This is a genomic window from Pseudoalteromonas shioyasakiensis, from assembly GCA_013391845.1.
GTDB classification, from domain to species: Bacteria; Pseudomonadota; Gammaproteobacteria; order Enterobacterales; family Alteromonadaceae; genus Pseudoalteromonas; species Pseudoalteromonas apostichopi.
This window is the reverse complement of sequence record CP058414.1, coordinates 381,366-399,158: the sequence shown is the minus strand read 5'-3', so window position 1 is coordinate 399,158 and position 17,793 is coordinate 381,366. Positions and strand designations below refer to the sequence as shown.

The window sequence follows — 17,793 nt, the reverse complement described above, 5'->3', positions numbered from 1 at the left end:
GTTGATTAACTCGAATTCAATAATTAGGGCTATTTGGGAGGATGAAAGTATGTGCAAGTTATTGAAATCAAGATCATGGTTGATGCCAAGAGGGACGCAATTATGAGAGAACAATTTAGACAGATACTCTGGTCACTTGCATGGCTATTGTTGAGTAGTTTGGCATTTTACTCTTACGCAGTAGAAGAGCCGGGGGCAATAACGGTTATTGTCAAAAATCAGACTACAGATCGACCACTTCCAAACGCACAAGTCATACTTAAGAAACGAGAAACCTCTGCAATACAAACCTTACAAACTGATCTACAAGGGCGTATTGTTGTTGAACAACTCGATCCGGGCCTTTACTCAATAAAGATTACAAAAAGTGGTTTTGCGGCTTTATACGAACCAAGTATTCGCGTTGTAACACGAAAAAATACGAAGGTTGAATTTGACCTTAGAGAACAAGCCATAGAGGTAGTTGAAGTAAGAGCCCAACAAGCTGATACATTTACTTCAGGTTCTAGCACCTATCTCGACAGAGAATCTCTGCGAAGTGCCGTGGGAGGAGGTGCAGATCCACTACTTTCTCTAGATGGATTGCCAGGTGTCGCATCTGACAGTGAATTTGCAAGTTTTAGTGTGCGTGGTCGAGGCCCAAGAGATAATTTACTCTTTGTTGATGATTTTCCTTTTGATAAAGCTATTCACTTTGATGCGACGTTAGGTGAAGAGGAAGATATAGGAGGCGGTGGTCGCTTTTCTATATTTGCCCCAAATGTAATAAATGGAGCAGAATTTTCCCCCGGCGGGTGGCAAGCAGCTTATGGTGGTCGTGCAGGATCTTTGCTGAAGCTAGAAGTGGCCGATGGTAACCCTAGCCCATCTGCAAGTTTTCGCTACGACCTTGCTGGTTATGAAGTTGGTTATGACGGCCCTATAAATATCACTGATGAAGCAACTATGCTTTTTTCTGCAAGGCGGCTAGATTTTGGTGCCTTGTTTGAAACTATCGAAGAGCTAGATATTGGTGAACCTGTTTTAAGGGATATTATTTTTAAATCAGTGATACCCATTAATCAAAATAACACTTTTGAAGTGTTACTCATGGATACGCATGAGAAATATACTCGTGGCGTTGAGCATGTTTCTGAATCACCTAATTTTGAAGATACTGCATTGCAAAATGCCGAGCAAGATAGTGACCTGTATGGTTTAACATTGACCACGTTGCTTGGTGAAACCGCTGTTTTGACTAATAAAGTTTACTACCGAAAAAGTGATAAATTGAGCTCTGAAGGTGAGGCTTATCCAGATCTTGTGCCCGAGGGAACGCCAGCTTCTGAATACCCTAGTCGAGAAGACATTATTACTATATCTGAAGGTGAAACAGAAATTGGTTGGAGAAGTGATTTTGAGGTAGAAAATCAATTAGGGATGTTGAGCGTCGGTGCCCGAATTACGCAAATTGAACTAGATTACAGCACATTTTTAGATGGTGAATGGAATCGGTTTGTTTATGATAGTGACGATTATAGACCTGACTCACAGCAAAAGTTTATTGTACTAACACCTGAAAGCCTTAATTCAGTCACGTCTTTGAAAGAAGTAAACTATGCAGGCTATATAGAACAAATTTTTGAAATGGGTGATTGGGATTTTGGTACAGGTTTACGATTTGAACGAGATGGGTTTGCTGATGAAAGTTTTATATCACCTCGATTCAGCATTAACTGGATGCCAAGTCAAAAGATAAGGTATTTTGCAACGGCGGGGTTATTTCATCAGTCACCGCGATATTTAGAACTCGCGGCTAACGAGACTAATAATCTTAAAACTGAAAAAATAACCCATACGAGTGTTGGCTTTAAATATTTCCCTAATGCCAACTGGTCATTACTAACGGAAGTTTATTATCAGCAGCTTAGCAACTTAGTGGTTGACCTAGACCGTACCAGTGGAACTTATGCAAATGATGGTGATGGTACTTCATATGGTGCTGATTTTGTGCTTAATGCTACTATTTTCGAAGGTCTTTACGCCAGTGCAACCTATTCTTACAATGATGCGGTCGTAGACCGAAAGGATGGTTTTGGTGACGTAGCTGCTGAATTTAGTCGTGAACATGTTGCCACGTTAGGGCTGACATGGGAGATAAGTGACCGTTGGAAGCTTGCTGGACGATATAAATACCTTTCTGGCAGACCAGATGACATATTTATTGTACATGAAGATGTTTTGGGGCCAGGACAGCCTTTACGTTACTCTAAGGAAATTATAGAGCGTAATGTTGGCCGCAAAGAAGGATCAGGCTCATTGAATGTTCGTGTAGATTACCGACGTGCCTTTGGTCCTATTGATGTTACCGCCTTTCTTGATGTTATAAATGTCACGGCAGCTTCATCAGCTGATGACACTGAGTTTGATTACCGCCGAGGAATTGAAGTCGTTGACGATAGCGAAGCTGAACCGCTGATCGGGTTGCGATTTGATTACGCTTGGTAAGGAATAAAAATGCTAGATGCTTTGAATACTGAGCCGATCAGAGCTTTGATTGTTGAAGATAACCGTGACATTAGTGCGAATATTGCTGCGTATCTAGAAAGGCACAGTTATCTCTTGGACTTTGCTTATGACGGTATAAGTGCAATGCAACTAGCGATGAACAACAAGTTTGATGTCATTGTTTTAGACCTAATGCTTCCAGGGATGGATGGCTTACACTTTTGTCAAAAGTTGCGAGCTGAAGCTGACGTTGAAACACCTGTACTTATGCTCACTGCGAGAGACACGCTTGATGATAAACTGAGAGGATTTGCAGTAGGAGCCGACGATTATTTGGTAAAGCCATTCGCATTGCAAGAGTTACATGTGCGCCTGCAAGCTCTTTATAAGCGGAGTCACGGCAATACCAACAAAGTATTGACTGTGTCTGATCTAACGATGAATAAGTCCACCTTGCAAGTATATCGTGCTGGCCAGCTTATTGAGCTTAATCCTGCAAGTATGAAGTTATTGCAGCGGTTAATGGAGGTATCTCCTTCTGTTGTTACACGCGATAGTCTCGAAACTTTATTATGGGCAGATGAGCCTCCTGATGGTGATGCGCTTCGTTCGCACATGTACAAGTTAAGACAGGCAATTGATAAACCATTTGATACGCCATTGATTCATACTGTGCACCGTATCGGCTATCGAATTGCAAAGGACTTCCAATAATGTATCGGCATAGTTTGCACAAACGTGTCGCTATCGCATTTGCAATGTGTGTGGCTGTGCTGAGTATTGCATGGGGTTTTGCTTTCTTTGCTGCAATAAGATTGAGTGAAGATCGAGTGCTAACCCAGCAATTGCAAGTTGCATCAGATAACTACCCTGCCATTACTACAAATCTTAAGGCGTACGATAAAGTAGATAACTTACCTCAATCACTTCAAACGTGGGCGCAAACAAATCCAGCAGTTGGGTTGTATGAATTTGATAGCGAAGAATTACATGTTGCCGTTATTGATACAGGTAATGAGCAGTCACATGGGTTTGTAGTGTTTGATGTCGCGCAGATTGAGGCTTCTTCGTCAGAGGATTGGTGGTTATTATTCATTATTAGCAGCCTTGTAGGAACATTGGGGTTACTAGGCTTTGGGCTTGGAATTGTTGTGATGCGTCGAGCTTTGGCTCCCGTAACTCAACTTGCTAAAGCTGTGGCCGACATTGATCCTGAGCAATTATCAAACGAAGATTACAAGCGTATAGATGCTAACCGATATACAAATGATGAAGTTGGCATGCTCGCAAGTACAATAGAGCAGGCTTTTGAGCGAGTTAGTGCATTCATCGCAAGAGAACGCTATTTTACAGACTCAGCAAGCCATGAATTGCGCACGCCAGTGACAGTCATTACCGGCGCCCTAGAGCTTTTAGAACAAAGCCAATTGACTCCTGCCGATATGAAGGTGATAGATCGTGTAAGGCGGGCAACATACGACATGAATAAAATGATCGAAATGTTTTTGTGTCTTGCCCGTGAAACTGATGATGGCTTGTATGATGAGCAGTTTTTAGTAATGCCACTGGTAAGAAAAGCAGTAGAGCAGCAACGCTATTTGTTAAACGGTAAACTCGTTGGTGTTGAACTTGATGAGCTTGCCAACCCCATAATTTATGGGCATGCACAGGCATTTTCTATTGCGGTTAATAACCTGGTGCGAAATGCGTTTGAGCATACCCTTGCAGGACAAGTACCGATTGCAATTTTGATTAAAGAGCATGAATTATTAATCACCAATCAGTTCAGTGGCGGTGATGCCCAGCATACGGCGACTGAAACAGCTTCTCACGGCTATGGCTTAGGTTTAGGTATTGTGCAACGCTTATGTGAGCGCAATGGTTGGTCATTCTCACTGCATGCAGATACAGCGCATGTAGTCGCTCGTCTTTCGTGGTGATGGAAGGCGTGATTTTATTTTTAAACAATCCTGCTTGATGTAGTAAACTATACCTATCAGCAAAATCCCCATGGCGTTAGCCTTTAAAATAAAGAGCTTAATAATCTAATGAGTAGAGCAGGAATACAGTGGTTCCCGGGTCACATGAACAAAGCCCGCAACGAAATTAAAGAAATCATGCCACAGATGGATGTGATCATTGAGGTACTTGATGCCCGTATTCCTTATAGTAGTGAAAACCCAATGGTTACTGCGCTGCGTGGCGATAAGCCGGTGATCAAAATCATGAATAAGGCGGACTTGGCTGATCCTAAGTTAACGCAAGCTTGGAAAGACTACTTTGAGCAGCAAAGTGGTGTGAAAGCGATTGATTTTGGTAATGATAAAGCAGGTGAAGTGCACCGTATTAATGAGCTTTGTAAAAAATTAGTGCCTCATAAAGTGGGTGCCGATAAACAAATTAAAGCCATGATCATGGGTATTCCAAATGTTGGTAAATCAACACTTATTAATACTTTAGCTGGCCGTATTGTGGCAAAAACAGGCAATGAGCCTGCGGTAACAAAAGCGCAGCAACGTATTAAGCTTGACGATGGTATTATGCTTTACGACACGCCGGGTATGTTATGGCCTAAAGTAGAGAACGAAAACTCTGGTTATCGTTTAGGTGCAACCGGTGCAATTCGTGATACCGCTATCGATTATGAAGAAGTGGCAAGTTACACCGCTGAATATTTATTGCATGCATACCCAGAGCTTTTAAAAAGCCGTTATAAAATTGATGAGCTACCAGAGTCTGACTGGGAGTTTGTTGAAATGGCAGGTAAAAAGCGTGGCTGTATCCGCGGTGGTAATCAAATCGATACTTACAAAATGTCTGAAATTCTTATTAATGAATTACGCGATGGCATTATTGGCCGTATTACCATGGAAACCCCGGCTATGCGAGAAGAAGAAGAGCAAATGGTTGCTCAGCTTCGCGCTGCTGCTGAGGCTAAAAAAGCAGCTAAAGAAGAAGAAAAAAAGCAACGCCGAGCGCGTGCGCGTAAAAACCGCCGTTAATAACTCGTCCTTTTGTTTTAGACATAAAAAAAGCCCTATAAGGGCTTTTTTAGTTTCATATCTACCGTCACCGATATGAGCAATGTAGCAAGTAAAATAGTAGGGCGACCACCTGTTGCCAACATCAAGGGGCGTTGCGATTAGCAACAGGCGATCTTAGCTTTATCGTGGGCCACACGTGTTTCAGGGTCGAGAAACAAATCAGTTTATTCCGAACAAGTACTTCGTTGTCTTGTTGATATTGATTATCAATTAGATTTGAATATCTGTCAATACCCAATTGAAAATAATTCTCATTTCTTTGTGTCTGTTTTTTAACCTTCTGTAATACAGTGCATTAGCACTAAAGTTAGGCTGTAAATTACTAGCAATAAAAACTATGCTGGGGGCTATAACAATTAAAATAATCACATACGATGTTCTCAATTTGGTCAATAAGCCTTCTTGCAATTGTGTATCTGGCAATTTTATTTGCGGTTGCTGGGTGGGCTGATAAAAGAAAAGTATTACCCTTCAAAGGGTTAACCTATGGTTTGTCTCTTGGGGTGTATTGCACTTCATGGGCGTTTTTTGGTACTACCGCACAAGCTGCGTATAACGGCTGGTGGTTGGCACCGACCTATGCCGGCACCATTTTGCTATTTATTTTTGGTTGGCAAGTGTATTGCCGTATAGCGCATATTTGTAGGCAACAAAAAATAACCTCGATGGCTGATTTTATCGCTACGCGATATGGTCAGTCGTCTAGCTTATCTGGGCTAATTTCACTTATTTCAGTGATTGCGATTGTGCCCTATATCTCTTTACAGCTAAGTGCAACTGCACAAAGTATTAATTTACTAACTAACCGCTCAATGATGCAAAGCCACGAAGTGTGGGCCGATAGTACTTTTTATATCACCATCGTGTTGGCACTTTTTGCTATTTTGTTCGGTGCTCGGCGCTTAAAACCCAGTGAGCATAACCCAGGCCTGATAGCCAGTATTGCTTTTGAGTCAGTGGTTAAGTTATTGGCGTTTTTAGCGGTGGGTTTGTATGTTTGTTTTGCTTTGTTCGACAGTCCTGTAGCACTGTTTGAAAAAGCCCGAGATCTAAATATTGATCAGCAAGTGGCTGCCACGCAAAGTCCAACCTATGTGTATGTTGCCCATACTTTACTCGGTATTTTGGCGACCTTATGTTTGCCAAGACAATTCCACATGAGCTTTATCGAAAAAAATAACGATAAAGAACTGGCCTCGGCACGTTGGCTATTTCCGATTTATCTATTACTCATTAATCTGTTTATTCTACCGATTGCATACGCCGGATTAATTTACTTTCAAGGCCAAGAAGTCGGTTACGACACCTTTGTATTAGCTTTACCTATGGCAGCTGATGATGCCTTTGTGGCGTTATTAGCCTTTTTAGGTGGCTTTTCAGCGGCAACCAGTATGGTGATAGTGTCATCAATTGTGCTTTCAGTGATGATCACCAATGACTTTATTAACCAGTTTATTTTACGCCGCTCTCAACTTACATCGAGTAGCCGCGGGCTTGATAAAAACAACCTATTACATGCGCGTAAAATCGTTATCGTATTGATTTTATTGCTTAGTTATTTTACTCACCGAGTGCTGGGTGAAAGCACAACCCTTGCAAATGTGGGTTTGATGTCGTTTACCTTAGTCGCGCAATTTTCACCGGCCATGATCATTGGCTTATGGTGGCGACAAGCATCGTGTCGTGGTGCGCAACTGGGGATTTTGAGCGGCTTTATTATTTGGGGTTACACACTTTTACTGCCGAATATCGCTGGAGGTTTAGGTAGCGATAGCTTATGGCTTGAGAATGGACCTTGGGGAATAAGCTGGTTAGCACCTACTGATTTATTCTCTTTAGGTATGGAAAGCATCAGCCAGGCGCTACTGTTATCGTTAGGTGCGAACTGTTTAGTGTATTTCCTAGTGCCGTTATTTAGTCGTGCAACTTTGGCTGAGCGTTTGCAGAGCAATAAGTTTGTTTCTCAGCTTAGTGATTCTCGAGTGAGTAATCATCTACAGCCTTTGAGTTACCATGACTTAGGCGCGCTAATGCAGCGATTTGCCGAAAAAGAAGCTGCACAGTCTTTGGTAAATCATTACTTTCCGGATGATAAAAGTAAGTGGAAGCGTCCTGCCAATGTTGAGTTAGAGCTATTAGTTGAGCGCGAGATGTCAGCGGTGATTGGGGGAGCATCAGCACGGCTTATTTTAGATGTGGCTAAAAATGAGCAGCGTCAGCCTTTAGAGCAGGTTGCTGAATTTGTTGATGAAGCGAGCCAAGTACTTAAGTTTAATCGTGATTTATTGCAGTCAACAATCGAAAATATTCAACAAGGGATTAGTGTGGTTGATAGTGAGCTGCGTCTTGTTGCTTGGAACCAGGGTTATAAAAGCATGTTCGCTTATCCTGACGATGCTTTATACATTGGCCGCCCAGTAGCTGATATTATTCGATTTAATGCCGAGCGCGGCTTATTTAGCGGTGAGAGCATGACCAGCGAAGTCGAAAAACGCTTAGCTTATTTACGCCAAGGTAGTGCTTATAAATATCAGCGCTCGCACAATGATGGGCGTGTGTTTGAAATGCAAGGTAACCCACTGCCTGGTGGCGGCTTTGTAACAACCTATACCGACATCACCGAGTTCGTAAAACAACAAAAAGCGTTAACCGAAGCAAATGTTAGCCTTGAAGAAAAAGTAGCGGCACGCACCTTAGCTCTGACCCAAGCAAACCAAGAGTTGTCGATGGCAAAGCAAGTGGCGGAGCAAGCAACGGTCAGTAAAACGCGCTTTTTTGCCGCTGCCAGCCATGATTTACTACAACCTTTCAATGCTGCGAGCTTGTTTTGTTCTTTAATGAATGAAAAAGCCCAAGATACTGAACTTAAAGAGCTAGCGATGAATATTAAGAATTCACTGGGCAGTGCCGAAGAGTTGTTATCGAGTATTTTAGAGTTAACCAAGCTCGATTCAGGCTCGTTTAAAGTACAAATGAGTGAGTTTGCTGCCAGCTCGTTGGTTGAGCCGCTGCGTAATGACTACGAAGCCCTTGCCCGCGAAAAAGGCTTAAAGTTTATTATTGAAACCTGCGATGTGCGCTTGCATACCGACAAAGCGCTGCTGCGACGAGTGCTGCGTAACCTTTTGAGTAATGCGATTCGTTATACTGAGCAAGGTGAAGTGCGCTTAAAAATGCAGTACGACGACGACCATGTATCCTTTATTGTTGAAGACACAGGAATTGGTATTGCATCGAGCGATCAACAAACTATTTTCCAAGAGTTTAAACAGCTTGGCGCAAAACCAAGCGCCGAGGGTTTAGGCTTAGGGTTGGCAATCACTAAACGTATATGTGACTTACTTAAGATCCCCTTAGTGATGGGATCTGAGCTTGGTAAAGGCACGCAATTTACCCTCACTCTGCCTTGTAAAGTGAGCGCTGCGCCAGCGCAAGCGAAAGGGGCAGAGGCATCACAAGAAACAGAGCTGGGGCAATTGCGCATTTGGCTGCTTGATAACGACCGAAACGTATTAGAGGCATTAAAGCAGTTACTCGAAAATTGGGGCTGCGAAATATCAACGGCCACTAACTTAGCGGAGCTTGAGCAGTTAAAGGCAAGCCAAGCCCTGCCGCAATTGTTGATTATTGATTATCAGCTTGATGATGGGGTAACGGGCCTTGAAGTGATTGAGCAAGCTGCACTAACACGCTTACCTGCCATCGTTAATACCGCGAATCATGACGAAGGAATACGCGAGTTAGTGCTCGATGCGGGCTATCCATTGCTTTATAAGCCTCTGAAAGCGCCCGCTTTAAAACGCATGATTAAGCGACTGACTTAATCTGCGTTTTGCTCAGTTGCTGGGGTATTAGCTTTAATTAAGCGCTCTACCTCAGCGACAAACTTCTTATCTAAGTCATCTTCATGGCTCAAAAATAACAGCATTTCATCGCCATTGTGGTCAATGACCGTTAGCGTAGAGGTTAGTAGGGCGCTTTTAGCATAATCAACGTTGATCTCTTTAATGTCACTAAAGCGGCGTTGATCTTTTTCGAGCACACCTTGCTCATTTTCCCAGTAACTAAAAATGGTGTTTTCTGTGATGCCGTTTCCATCAGTTTTAAAATCGAAAAATGCGTCACTATAAAAATAATGTACATTCTCGTTAGCAGGAATAATTTCTTTTCTTTTTAAAAAGTTAACTTGATAAGACCAAAGCTTATCACCGGTTACTATGGTTGAACTTGGCAACAAATATAGCTCATAAATTAAGCCATAAAATAGCCAAGGCAACATGAATATCGAAATCATAACCTGCCTCGCTCGCCACTGAGAGTGGTACTCAAGAGCCTGCTGTGGTTGCTTGAGGTTTTGAATGTAATTAACCAGTGGCAACCATAGAATAGGTATAACTAAAAACAGCCAAGTACCATATTCCCAGTTATAGCTTACGACTTCAGAAATGATAATCGCCAGCCATAACGCGAACCCAACCGCGACGGGCATGATCTTATTTTTGCCAAAGGTTTGTTCGCTGTGCTTGCAAAGTTCAAGTAACAACGGAATAAAAAACAGTGGTGCGAATATCCCTCGGGCAATCGGCATAATATGGCTTTGTTGCTGCTCTTTTATCGCTTTCCAGTTGCGATAGCTCCAGTAGTGAATGAATATTCCTAAGCTCAATAAGCTGTAAATAACAAACTTACTGTTACTGACAGGGTAGAACTGTTGCTCAGCAAAAACTGGGCGGTTACTTGCTTCTATACGCCAAGCCGCGATGAAAAAGATGATTGCCGCCAAGTAACTTAAAATAAAAACGCTATACCAGTTGGTTTCGTCATCCGCTGGTGTGGTTGTGGCGCTATTTGTGCCGTATTTAATGATGCCGTAATGGGTCGCGTTATTGAGTTTTTTACGCTCGCTTAGGTAAAGGTCTATTTGATCGGCTGGAATATGATCTTGTTTCGCACTGTAATCAAAGTATAAGGTCAACATCGAGTCTTTAAATGTCACGCGTTTTTCGAGATGAAAAAATGGGTTGTCGACTGTGACCTGCTCATCATTAAACTGCCAATTAGTATCCGTAAACGTAACCTTTATGGTTGTTTCGATATTATTTGGGTAACGAAACCATATTGGTGCATTGTTACGTTCTCGCTGTTCCGGCTTATAAACTGAGTTTTGAATTTCACTGGCGTAAAAGTCGTTTTGAAAATCATTACCCTTAGGTCGCCAAAAGTTATCAATAGTATAGTGCTCATTGGTAATTAGCTGACCGGTGTCCTTTGGAGATTCAACCAGCATAGGTTTGGCTGTTTGTAAGCCTTTGTAGGTATCTTGATAATATTCGCGGTAATCATCTTCTATGCTTTTTAAGCTGTTTTCAGCGATTGAGCTGCGGCGGCTAATTGCTTCAAAGTCGCCGTATTTATATTGAGTTGAGAAACTAACTGGCTCATCAATACCTTCTGGGATCTGATAACTATCAAAAACCTGTATGCGTTTTAGGGCAGGCTCTGTGAACATATCTGTAAAGCCTGTCTCACCTTGCTTTATGATTAACGCGACATCGTAGTTCGGTTGAGCTAAATGTTCTAAATCGCCGCGCTGATACGAAATGGTTGGATCAAGCCAATAGCGTTTACCTTGGTGCTCTAAGGTGACAATGACATGGTCAAATAAACTAGGGGAGACCGGTAAGCTAGCAGTACGTTTTCTGTCTTCAGTGTTAACTAAAGCAGGGTGAGCCTCTACGCCGAGCGCTTTAAGTAAAGAAATGAGCAAGACGGTTTTGTCTTTACAGTCGCCATAGCGCAGTGCCAAGGTTTCTGATGCGGGAGTAGGCTGGTGCGAGTTGGTGCCCATTTCTAGGCCCAAATAACGTACTTCGTCTTGGCTAAAGCGTAGGGCAGCCACAATTTGAGACTCTAAGTCGGCATGTTGAAACTTAATCTGACGAGCAATTGTTTCAATAGCAGGGCTTACTTCGATGGCTGATTGGTACAAAGGTAACGACCAATTGACTACCTCTTGCCAATTATTTACTTCAGAAAAATACACTTCCTTGTAAGGCGAATACCAATGCGGTACTTCGCTTGCAGAGCTAAGGGTCGGCTCATTGTGTTGGCTAATTTGGTAGTCAAAACCCGTATCTAGCTTGGTTTTAGTAACTGGCGACTCACCATTCATAAAGTTGATATATAAGGGCGAAGGCTTTTGCCACTTTACCCGCATAAATTGCTGCACTATCGGCACAGACCAATTAAGTGTACGCATGGTGCTGAAGTGCTGATAAACCGGGTTACTGCCCGAAACCGTATAGCTGTAATCTAAAATATCCATGACCCGCATATCATCAATAATGACATTTAGGCTTAAGGTGCCATTGTATATACGACTTGCTAAGTCGGTCTCGCGCTGTAACACCTGAAGCTCGGCACTATTTAGTTTATCTATATATTGGCCGTCACGAATAATGCCTAAACTATTGAGCGTAAGAGATTGGTAGTTTGGGTCAAAATCAATATTTAGCTGGCTAATATAATCAACCCCAGACTGATTGACTGCCTGCATTACAGTGCGATTAAAGCGTTGCTGTGGGGCTTGTTCAGATACCTGAAGCTGAGTGTCGAGCATCAGGTAGAAAGTCCCGTCTTTTATTTGGTCTCGAGGAATCTCAGGGGTTAGTAACTTATGTTGTTTTACCCAGTTAGCTGCAGGTGCAACCTGATAATCTTCAGCGGCTGCAAAGCAGCTCACAAAGAATAAAAAAACAGCCAGTACCTTAAGTTGTAAGTGCATCCATTTCATTGTTATTTTCTAATTACGTTTAGTTTTATATGACAAATTACTGAATTTCACGGCATGAGCCAAATAAAAATTAAATATTTATAGGTAGGTCTCGTAGGAAGAGGTGAGTCTAAGCGGCCCATGGCGAGCCGCTTTTGGGTTATATTATTTATCTTCAGACTCTTTAGCTGGTAAGTCTTTTATTTCAACGCGACTATTTACTTCATAGTATTTTTGCGTGATTTTTTTCAAAATTTCGCGGCGTAATGTGCTTACGGTGCCAGCTTTAGTTAAGTGGTTACCATGGGTAGTAAATGTTTTATCCCAGCCCAGTGCCACAATACTAGGATCGACAACAACTGCATTACCTCCACCATAAGCAACATCGGTACCTAAAATATCGGTAATATCGTAATTATCGATACTAAAAGAGAGGTTTTGCACAACTTGGTCTTTATCTGGTTCTTGAATAACTAATGATTGAAGATGGTCAGCTAAGTCTTCTTCAAAGTTAGGGAAGTAGTTTTTCTTTTCAAGGTATAACGAAGAAACACGTGTGCTATGAGTATCAATAACACTGCCTCGATTTGAATTTACAAATTGCACTGCATTGTTAGTCAGGGCGGTAAATACATTTTTCGCTGTATATGGGTAGTTAAGTAAATTTGGGCTACCAATATAACCACGGTAATAGCCATATATTAATAGCGGGTCATTGTTAAATAGCGGTGCAACAATGTTGTACTCTATATCGTTTAATGAATACTGGTTACCGTTAAAGTTAAAGCGTGGCTTATCAAAAAAACTTGGCTCTTCGTTTATTAGCTTAGATAAGTTTTTTACTGGGTACTGCTGGACTAACTCATTGAGTACCGTCACGTTATAAAGATTGAACCAGTAAGCGAGCAGTTCAGACTTTGGCAAGTTACTCAAGTTAATCTTATTTGGCAGGTCGGCCATATTTTTTTGTATGACCTGCAAGGCTTGCCTCATTTTAGGATTGTCTTTATATGAATCATAATAAAAGCGGTTTGCTTCTGTTGCTGTTGAAGGTTTAGGGTTGGATGATAAATGTGTACCAATCGTCGTGGTGTGTGAGGTGATGCGGTAGCGGTCAGACATGCCTAAATCAATGACCGAAGCACTTAATATTTGCCCATAGCCAGCGTAATCAAGAGTAATGTTTGAGTTTTCATCATACTGATGAAATTGGCTAAATTTTTCTTGGTTAATTGCTGTGATGGCTGTTTTATTAATAGGAGCCGTTGAATTACAGGCCGTTACCAAAATAAGTGATGTTGTTAATGCGATGGTCTTTATAGCGCTTTTCATTTTTACCACCTTCCTTAGTACAGAAAATAAACATATTACTTTTACTTTAAATTGGCAATATCCAGGTAATTAACACAGAAAAAACAAGACTTAAAGTTGGCTATTGCGGTTTTGCTAAGTGTTTTAGTTGGGTATTTCAGGGGGATTAAAGCGGCTCATAGCGAGCCGCTTTAGGTTTATATTATTTATCTTCAGACTCTTTAGTTGGTAAGTCTTTTATTTCAACGCGAGTATTTGCTTCATAGTATTTTTGCGTGATTTTTTGCAAAATCTCGCGGCGTAACGGGCTTACATGGCCGACTTCTTTGGTTAAGTTTTCACCATAAGTAACAAAATTAGTATCGAAGCCCTCTGCTACTATACTCGGATCGGCGACAGTCGCGTTACCTCCACCATATTCAACATCGCTACCTAGAATGTCGGTAATATCGTAGTTATCGATACTAAAAGAGAGGTTTTGCACAACTTGGTCTTTATCTGGCTCTTGAATTACTAACGATTGAAGGTGGTCAGCTAAATCTTCTTCAAAGTTAGGAAAATAGTTTTTCTTTTCAAGGTATAAAGAAGAAACTCGAGTGCTATGGTTACCTATCACACTACCGCGGTTTGAATTTACAAATTGCACTGCATTGGTGGTCAGGGCGGTAAACACATTTTTTGCTGTATATGGGTGGTCAAGCAAGTTTGGGCTGCCAATGTAGCCACGGTAGTAGCCATATATTAATAGCGGGTCATTGTTAAATAGCGGTGCAACAATGTTGTACTCAATATCGTTTAATGAATACTGGTTACCATTAAAGTTAAAGCGTGGCTTATCAAAAAAATTTGGTTCTTCGTTTAATAACTTGGTCAGGTTTTTAACAGGGTACTGCTGCACTAATTCATTGAGTACCGTCACGTTATAGAGGTTGAGCCAGTAAGCGAGTAACTCTGATTTTGGTAAGTTACTTAAATTAATTTTGTTTGGCAGGTCGGCCATATTTTCTTGCACTATTTGCAAGTCTTGCTTCATCTGAGGATTCTTTTTGTACGAATCATAATAAAAGCGGTTTGCTTCTGTTGCAGTCGACGGTTTTGGGTTCGACGACAACCGGGTGCCAATTTTGGTTGTGTTTTGTGAAATGCGATAGCGGTCTGACATACCTAAATCAATCACTGAGGCATTTAATATTTGCCCGTAGTCAGTGTACTCAAGGGTGATATTTGATTTTTCATCGTACTGATGAAATTGGCTAAATTTTTCTTGGTTAATAGCTGTCGTTGCTGTTTTATTAATAGGGGCCGTTGAATTACAGGCTGTAACTAGAATAAGTGATGTTGCTAATACGATGGGTTTTATGGCGTTTTTCATTTTTATGACCTTCCGTAGTTTAAAAAATAAACATAGCGTGGTTTTTTTATAAGCGCAACAATCTGTTGTTTTTGTTTAAAGTACTAACCTTTTTCGTTGCTTAAGTAGGTACGGTGATGTTAGCTTCTGTGCCTTGCTGGGGTTTTGAGTTTATCGATAACTCAAAACCTTGGTTGCGCACAAGTTCTCGGGTGATCACAAGCCCTATACCTGTGCCATTTGCTTTGGTTGAGTAAAATGGCACGAACAAGTTATCAGGGTTTTGAATACCACAACCTTGGTCGCTAATTGCAATATTTAAGCTATCACCTTGCCTTGACCAAGTGAGGCTAGGGGCTGAATTGCTGCCTGCTTCAAAGGCATTTTTTATCAGGTTGATCAATGCTTGTTCTAGCTGGCCTAAGTCGGCATCAACATATAATTCTTCACTGCTATTTATCACTAGTTCAGGAAATATAGCGCTTAAACGTGTGTTTAGTTGCTCGCTACTGATGGTCTGTTTTTGTGCGGGGGGTAGCTTGGCAAACGCACTGTAACTGGCTACAAAATCAAGCAAGTGCTGAGCGCGTTTTTCTATAACTTGCAGCATATCTTGGGCGAGATCATCGTGACTGCTAATTTGTCCTTGGCGCTTAAGGGTTTGCAATGATTGACTCATTGAATAAATCGGCGTGAGTGAGTTACGCACTTCATGATTTAACACTCGAATTAACCGTTGCCAAACAAGTTGTTCATTATCGCGAAGCTGTTGCTCAATTGAAAAGAAGGTCAGTAATTCAAAGTTTTTGCCGGTCCGCCAAAAAGTCTGCGATGAGATTTGAAAGCGTTGTTTAAACAGTGAGTCGTTGTTTTGTTGCCATTCGCCATCATGCAGGGCAATGCCTAAGTCGCTGGCCGATTTACCTTCAATCTGGCGATGGATAATACTGTTTTTAAACGCCTTATTACTAAAGTAAATCAAGCCATGGGGGTCTAGTATAACGATGGGTAAGTCCAGCATGCTGGCAAACTCAAACACAAACTCTTCTGTTTGCATATAATGGCGCTTATTTTTGGCTATTTTATTGCTGAGCTTGGCAAAATCTTGCTTAAGCGCTGCGACTCGTCCACTTTGATAAGACGCTAAATGCCAACTATTACTTTCGTCATTTGCCAGTGCATCTAGTTGCAGACCAAAGCGTTCAATCACATCGATGATCACGCGGTAGCTTTTAATTAAAGCAAAAGCGCTTATCCCGATAAACGGCAATAATAGGCTAATACTGGCAAACCAATCTAGTTTTAAGCTGAGCGAAAGGGCAATACCAAGCGTAAATAGCACCGCTATAACCATAAAAAAATAGCGTCGAATACGCTGCTCTAACGACAACTTGCTACTCATTTAGCGTTCTACTTCTTTTAAATCGAGCTGATGTTTATCAATGCGACGATAAATCGCCGATTTACTTAATCCTAAAAATTCTCCTGCGGCGATAACATTACCATTAAATTGCAGCAGCGCTTTTTGAATCATTTGTTTTTCAAGCTCTTCAAGGGGCAATAGTGGCAAGGCTTGTTCAGCATTACTATTCGTTTGCTCGCAACTTGGTTGATCTAAAATGAGGTCATTGGCTTGAATATTGTTGTTATCGCTCATGATCACCGCGCGTTCAATGCAGTGGCTTAGCTCACGAATATTACCAGGCCAGCTGTAGTTTTTTAGCGCGTTTAGAGCATCAGGACTTAGCGCCATATTTGCACGTTGGTATTTTTTACCATGCACCAATAATAAGTGTTCTGCCAAGGGGGCGATGTCGTCTTTTCTGTCGCGAAGCGGTGGAATGTGCAGTTCAATGGTATTGAGTCTAAATAATAAGTCACGGCGGAACTCACCCTGCTCAATGGCCGTAGCTAATTCACTATTGGTGGCAGAAATAATGCGAACATCGGCGGTTTTGGTTTGGCTTGAGCCTAGCACTTCAAACTCTTTGCTTTCTAGCACGCGGAGCATTTTACTTTGCAGCTCAAGGCTTAAAGTCGCAATTTCGTCTAAAAATAAGGTGCCGCCTTCGGCAATTTCAAAACGCCCTAAGCGGTCTTCTTTGGCATCAGTAAAAGAGCCTTTTTTATGGCCAAATAATTCACTTTCGAATAGCGTTGGCGCAATAGCGCCAATATTCACGCTTACATAGCGTTTATCACATCTGAGAGAATGCTTATGAATATAATGTGCTAATAAGCTTTTGCCTGTACCATTTTCGCCGGTAATTAAAATGCTGGCATCGGTTTTTGCTGCGCGCTCAGCTTTGGCAAGCAACAGTTGCATGATTTCTGATTTAGCTATGTAATGTGCTTGTGTGTCACTGGTAAGCGCCTTTAAACACGCGTTGTCGTGATTACTTTGCTTGAGCTTGAGTTGTTGTTGCACAACGGCGGTTAAGCGTAAGTTATTCCATGGCTTTTCAACAAAGTCGACAGCCCCTAATTGCATGGCTTTAACGGCAACATCAATGCTAGCCCAAGCGGTCATCACAATGACAGGTATGGTCGATCCTAATTGATTTAGTTGCTTTAAAAAGCGTAACCCTTCTTCACCTGAGGTGGTGTCGAGCTTGTAGTTCATGTCGAGCAAAATCAGGCTAATGTGCTCTGATTTTAATAACTCAAGGGCATGTTCAGGGCCTTCGGCCTCAAGGCAATATAAGCCCAGTTGTTGTAATGCAACAGTAGCAGCCAGACGTACATCAGCTTGATCGTCTATGACTAAGATTTTGTCCATGATGTTTTCTTATTATCCTGTTGAGGTGGCTTAAATTTAAGCCACCATT

10 protein-coding genes are annotated in these 17,793 nt (G+C 41.7%); 5 read left to right on the top strand and 5 right to left on the bottom strand.

Annotated elements, in window-relative coordinates:
* Positions 1-102 precede the first annotated feature (102 nt).
* The 5 genes from HYD28_01810 (at position 103) to HYD28_01790 (ending at position 9,355) form a co-directional block, all read left to right on the top strand.
* The gene (locus tag HYD28_01810; GenBank protein ID QLE07811.1) at positions 103-2,487 is read left to right on the top strand and encodes a TonB-dependent receptor; all 2,385 of its coding nucleotides are present in this window, start codon (positions 103-105) and stop codon (positions 2,485-2,487) included.
* A gap of 9 nt (positions 2,488-2,496) precedes the next feature.
* Complete coding sequence (locus HYD28_01805; protein QLE07810.1) at positions 2,497-3,201, top strand: response regulator transcription factor; 705 nt, start codon at positions 2,497-2,499, stop codon at positions 3,199-3,201.
* Positions 3,198-4,427 carry a HAMP domain-containing histidine kinase gene (locus tag HYD28_01800; protein QLE10458.1) on the top strand — a complete coding sequence of 410 codons (1,230 nt, stop codon included), beginning with the start codon at positions 3,198-3,200 and terminating at the stop codon, positions 4,425-4,427. Before HYD28_01805 ends, HYD28_01800 begins: the two co-directional genes overlap by 4 nt.
* Before the next feature lie 108 nt (positions 4,428-4,535).
* Positions 4,536-5,489 (top strand): ribosome biogenesis GTPase YlqF, encoded by a 954-nt coding sequence (ylqF, locus tag HYD28_01795; protein ID QLE07809.1) that lies wholly within the window; start codon positions 4,536-4,538, stop codon positions 5,487-5,489.
* A gap of 416 nt (positions 5,490-5,905) precedes the next feature.
* On the top strand, positions 5,906-9,355 hold the full coding sequence (locus tag HYD28_01790) for a PAS-domain containing protein (GenBank protein ID QLE07808.1): 3,450 nt from the start codon (positions 5,906-5,908) through the stop codon (positions 9,353-9,355).
* Here the strand turns inward: HYD28_01790 and HYD28_01785 are convergent.
* From HYD28_01785 to HYD28_01765, 5 genes are all read right to left on the bottom strand, one after another.
* The gene (locus HYD28_01785) at positions 9,352-12,324 is read right to left on the bottom strand and encodes a DUF3857 domain-containing transglutaminase family protein (protein QLE07807.1); all 2,973 of its coding nucleotides are present in this window, start codon (positions 12,322-12,324) and stop codon (positions 9,352-9,354) included. The two genes, HYD28_01790 and HYD28_01785, sit on opposite strands and share 4 nt — an antisense overlap.
* A 144-nt stretch (positions 12,325-12,468) precedes the next feature.
* Complete coding sequence (locus HYD28_01780) at positions 12,469-13,635, bottom strand: DUF547 domain-containing protein (protein QLE07806.1); 1,167 nt, start codon at positions 13,633-13,635, stop codon at positions 12,469-12,471.
* Between the two features lie 181 nt (positions 13,636-13,816).
* Entirely contained in the window at positions 13,817-14,986 is a 1,170-nt protein-coding gene (locus HYD28_01775) for a DUF547 domain-containing protein (protein ID QLE07805.1), read from the bottom strand.
* Positions 14,987-15,086: 100 nt separating this feature from the next.
* The gene (locus HYD28_01770; protein ID QLE07804.1) at positions 15,087-16,367 is read right to left on the bottom strand and encodes a HAMP domain-containing histidine kinase; all 1,281 of its coding nucleotides are present in this window, start codon (positions 16,365-16,367) and stop codon (positions 15,087-15,089) included.
* The gene (locus tag HYD28_01765; protein QLE07803.1) at positions 16,368-17,744 is read right to left on the bottom strand and encodes a sigma-54-dependent Fis family transcriptional regulator; all 1,377 of its coding nucleotides are present in this window, start codon (positions 17,742-17,744) and stop codon (positions 16,368-16,370) included.
* Positions 17,745-17,793 lie beyond the last annotated feature (49 nt).

Coding starts and splice junctions, on each gene's coding strand:
- HYD28_01810 (QLE07811.1), top strand. CDS start 103: ATGAGAGAACAATTTAGACAGATACTCTGGTCACTTGCATGGCTATTG.
- HYD28_01805 (QLE07810.1), top strand. CDS start 2,497: ATGCTAGATGCTTTGAATACTGAGCCGATCAGAGCTTTGATTGTTGAA.
- ylqF (QLE07809.1), top strand. CDS start 4,536: ATGAGTAGAGCAGGAATACAGTGGTTCCCGGGTCACATGAACAAAGCC.
- HYD28_01790 (QLE07808.1), top strand. CDS start 5,906: ATGTTCTCAATTTGGTCAATAAGCCTTCTTGCAATTGTGTATCTGGCA.
- HYD28_01785 (QLE07807.1), bottom strand. CDS start 12,324: ATGAAATGGATGCACTTACAACTTAAGGTACTGGCTGTTTTTTTATTC.
- HYD28_01780 (QLE07806.1), bottom strand. CDS start 13,635: ATGAAAAGCGCTATAAAGACCATCGCATTAACAACATCACTTATTTTG.
- HYD28_01775 (QLE07805.1), bottom strand. CDS start 14,986: ATGAAAAACGCCATAAAACCCATCGTATTAGCAACATCACTTATTCTA.
- HYD28_01770 (QLE07804.1), bottom strand. CDS start 16,367: ATGAGTAGCAAGTTGTCGTTAGAGCAGCGTATTCGACGCTATTTTTTT.
- HYD28_01765 (QLE07803.1), bottom strand. CDS start 17,744: ATGGACAAAATCTTAGTCATAGACGATCAAGCTGATGTACGTCTGGCT.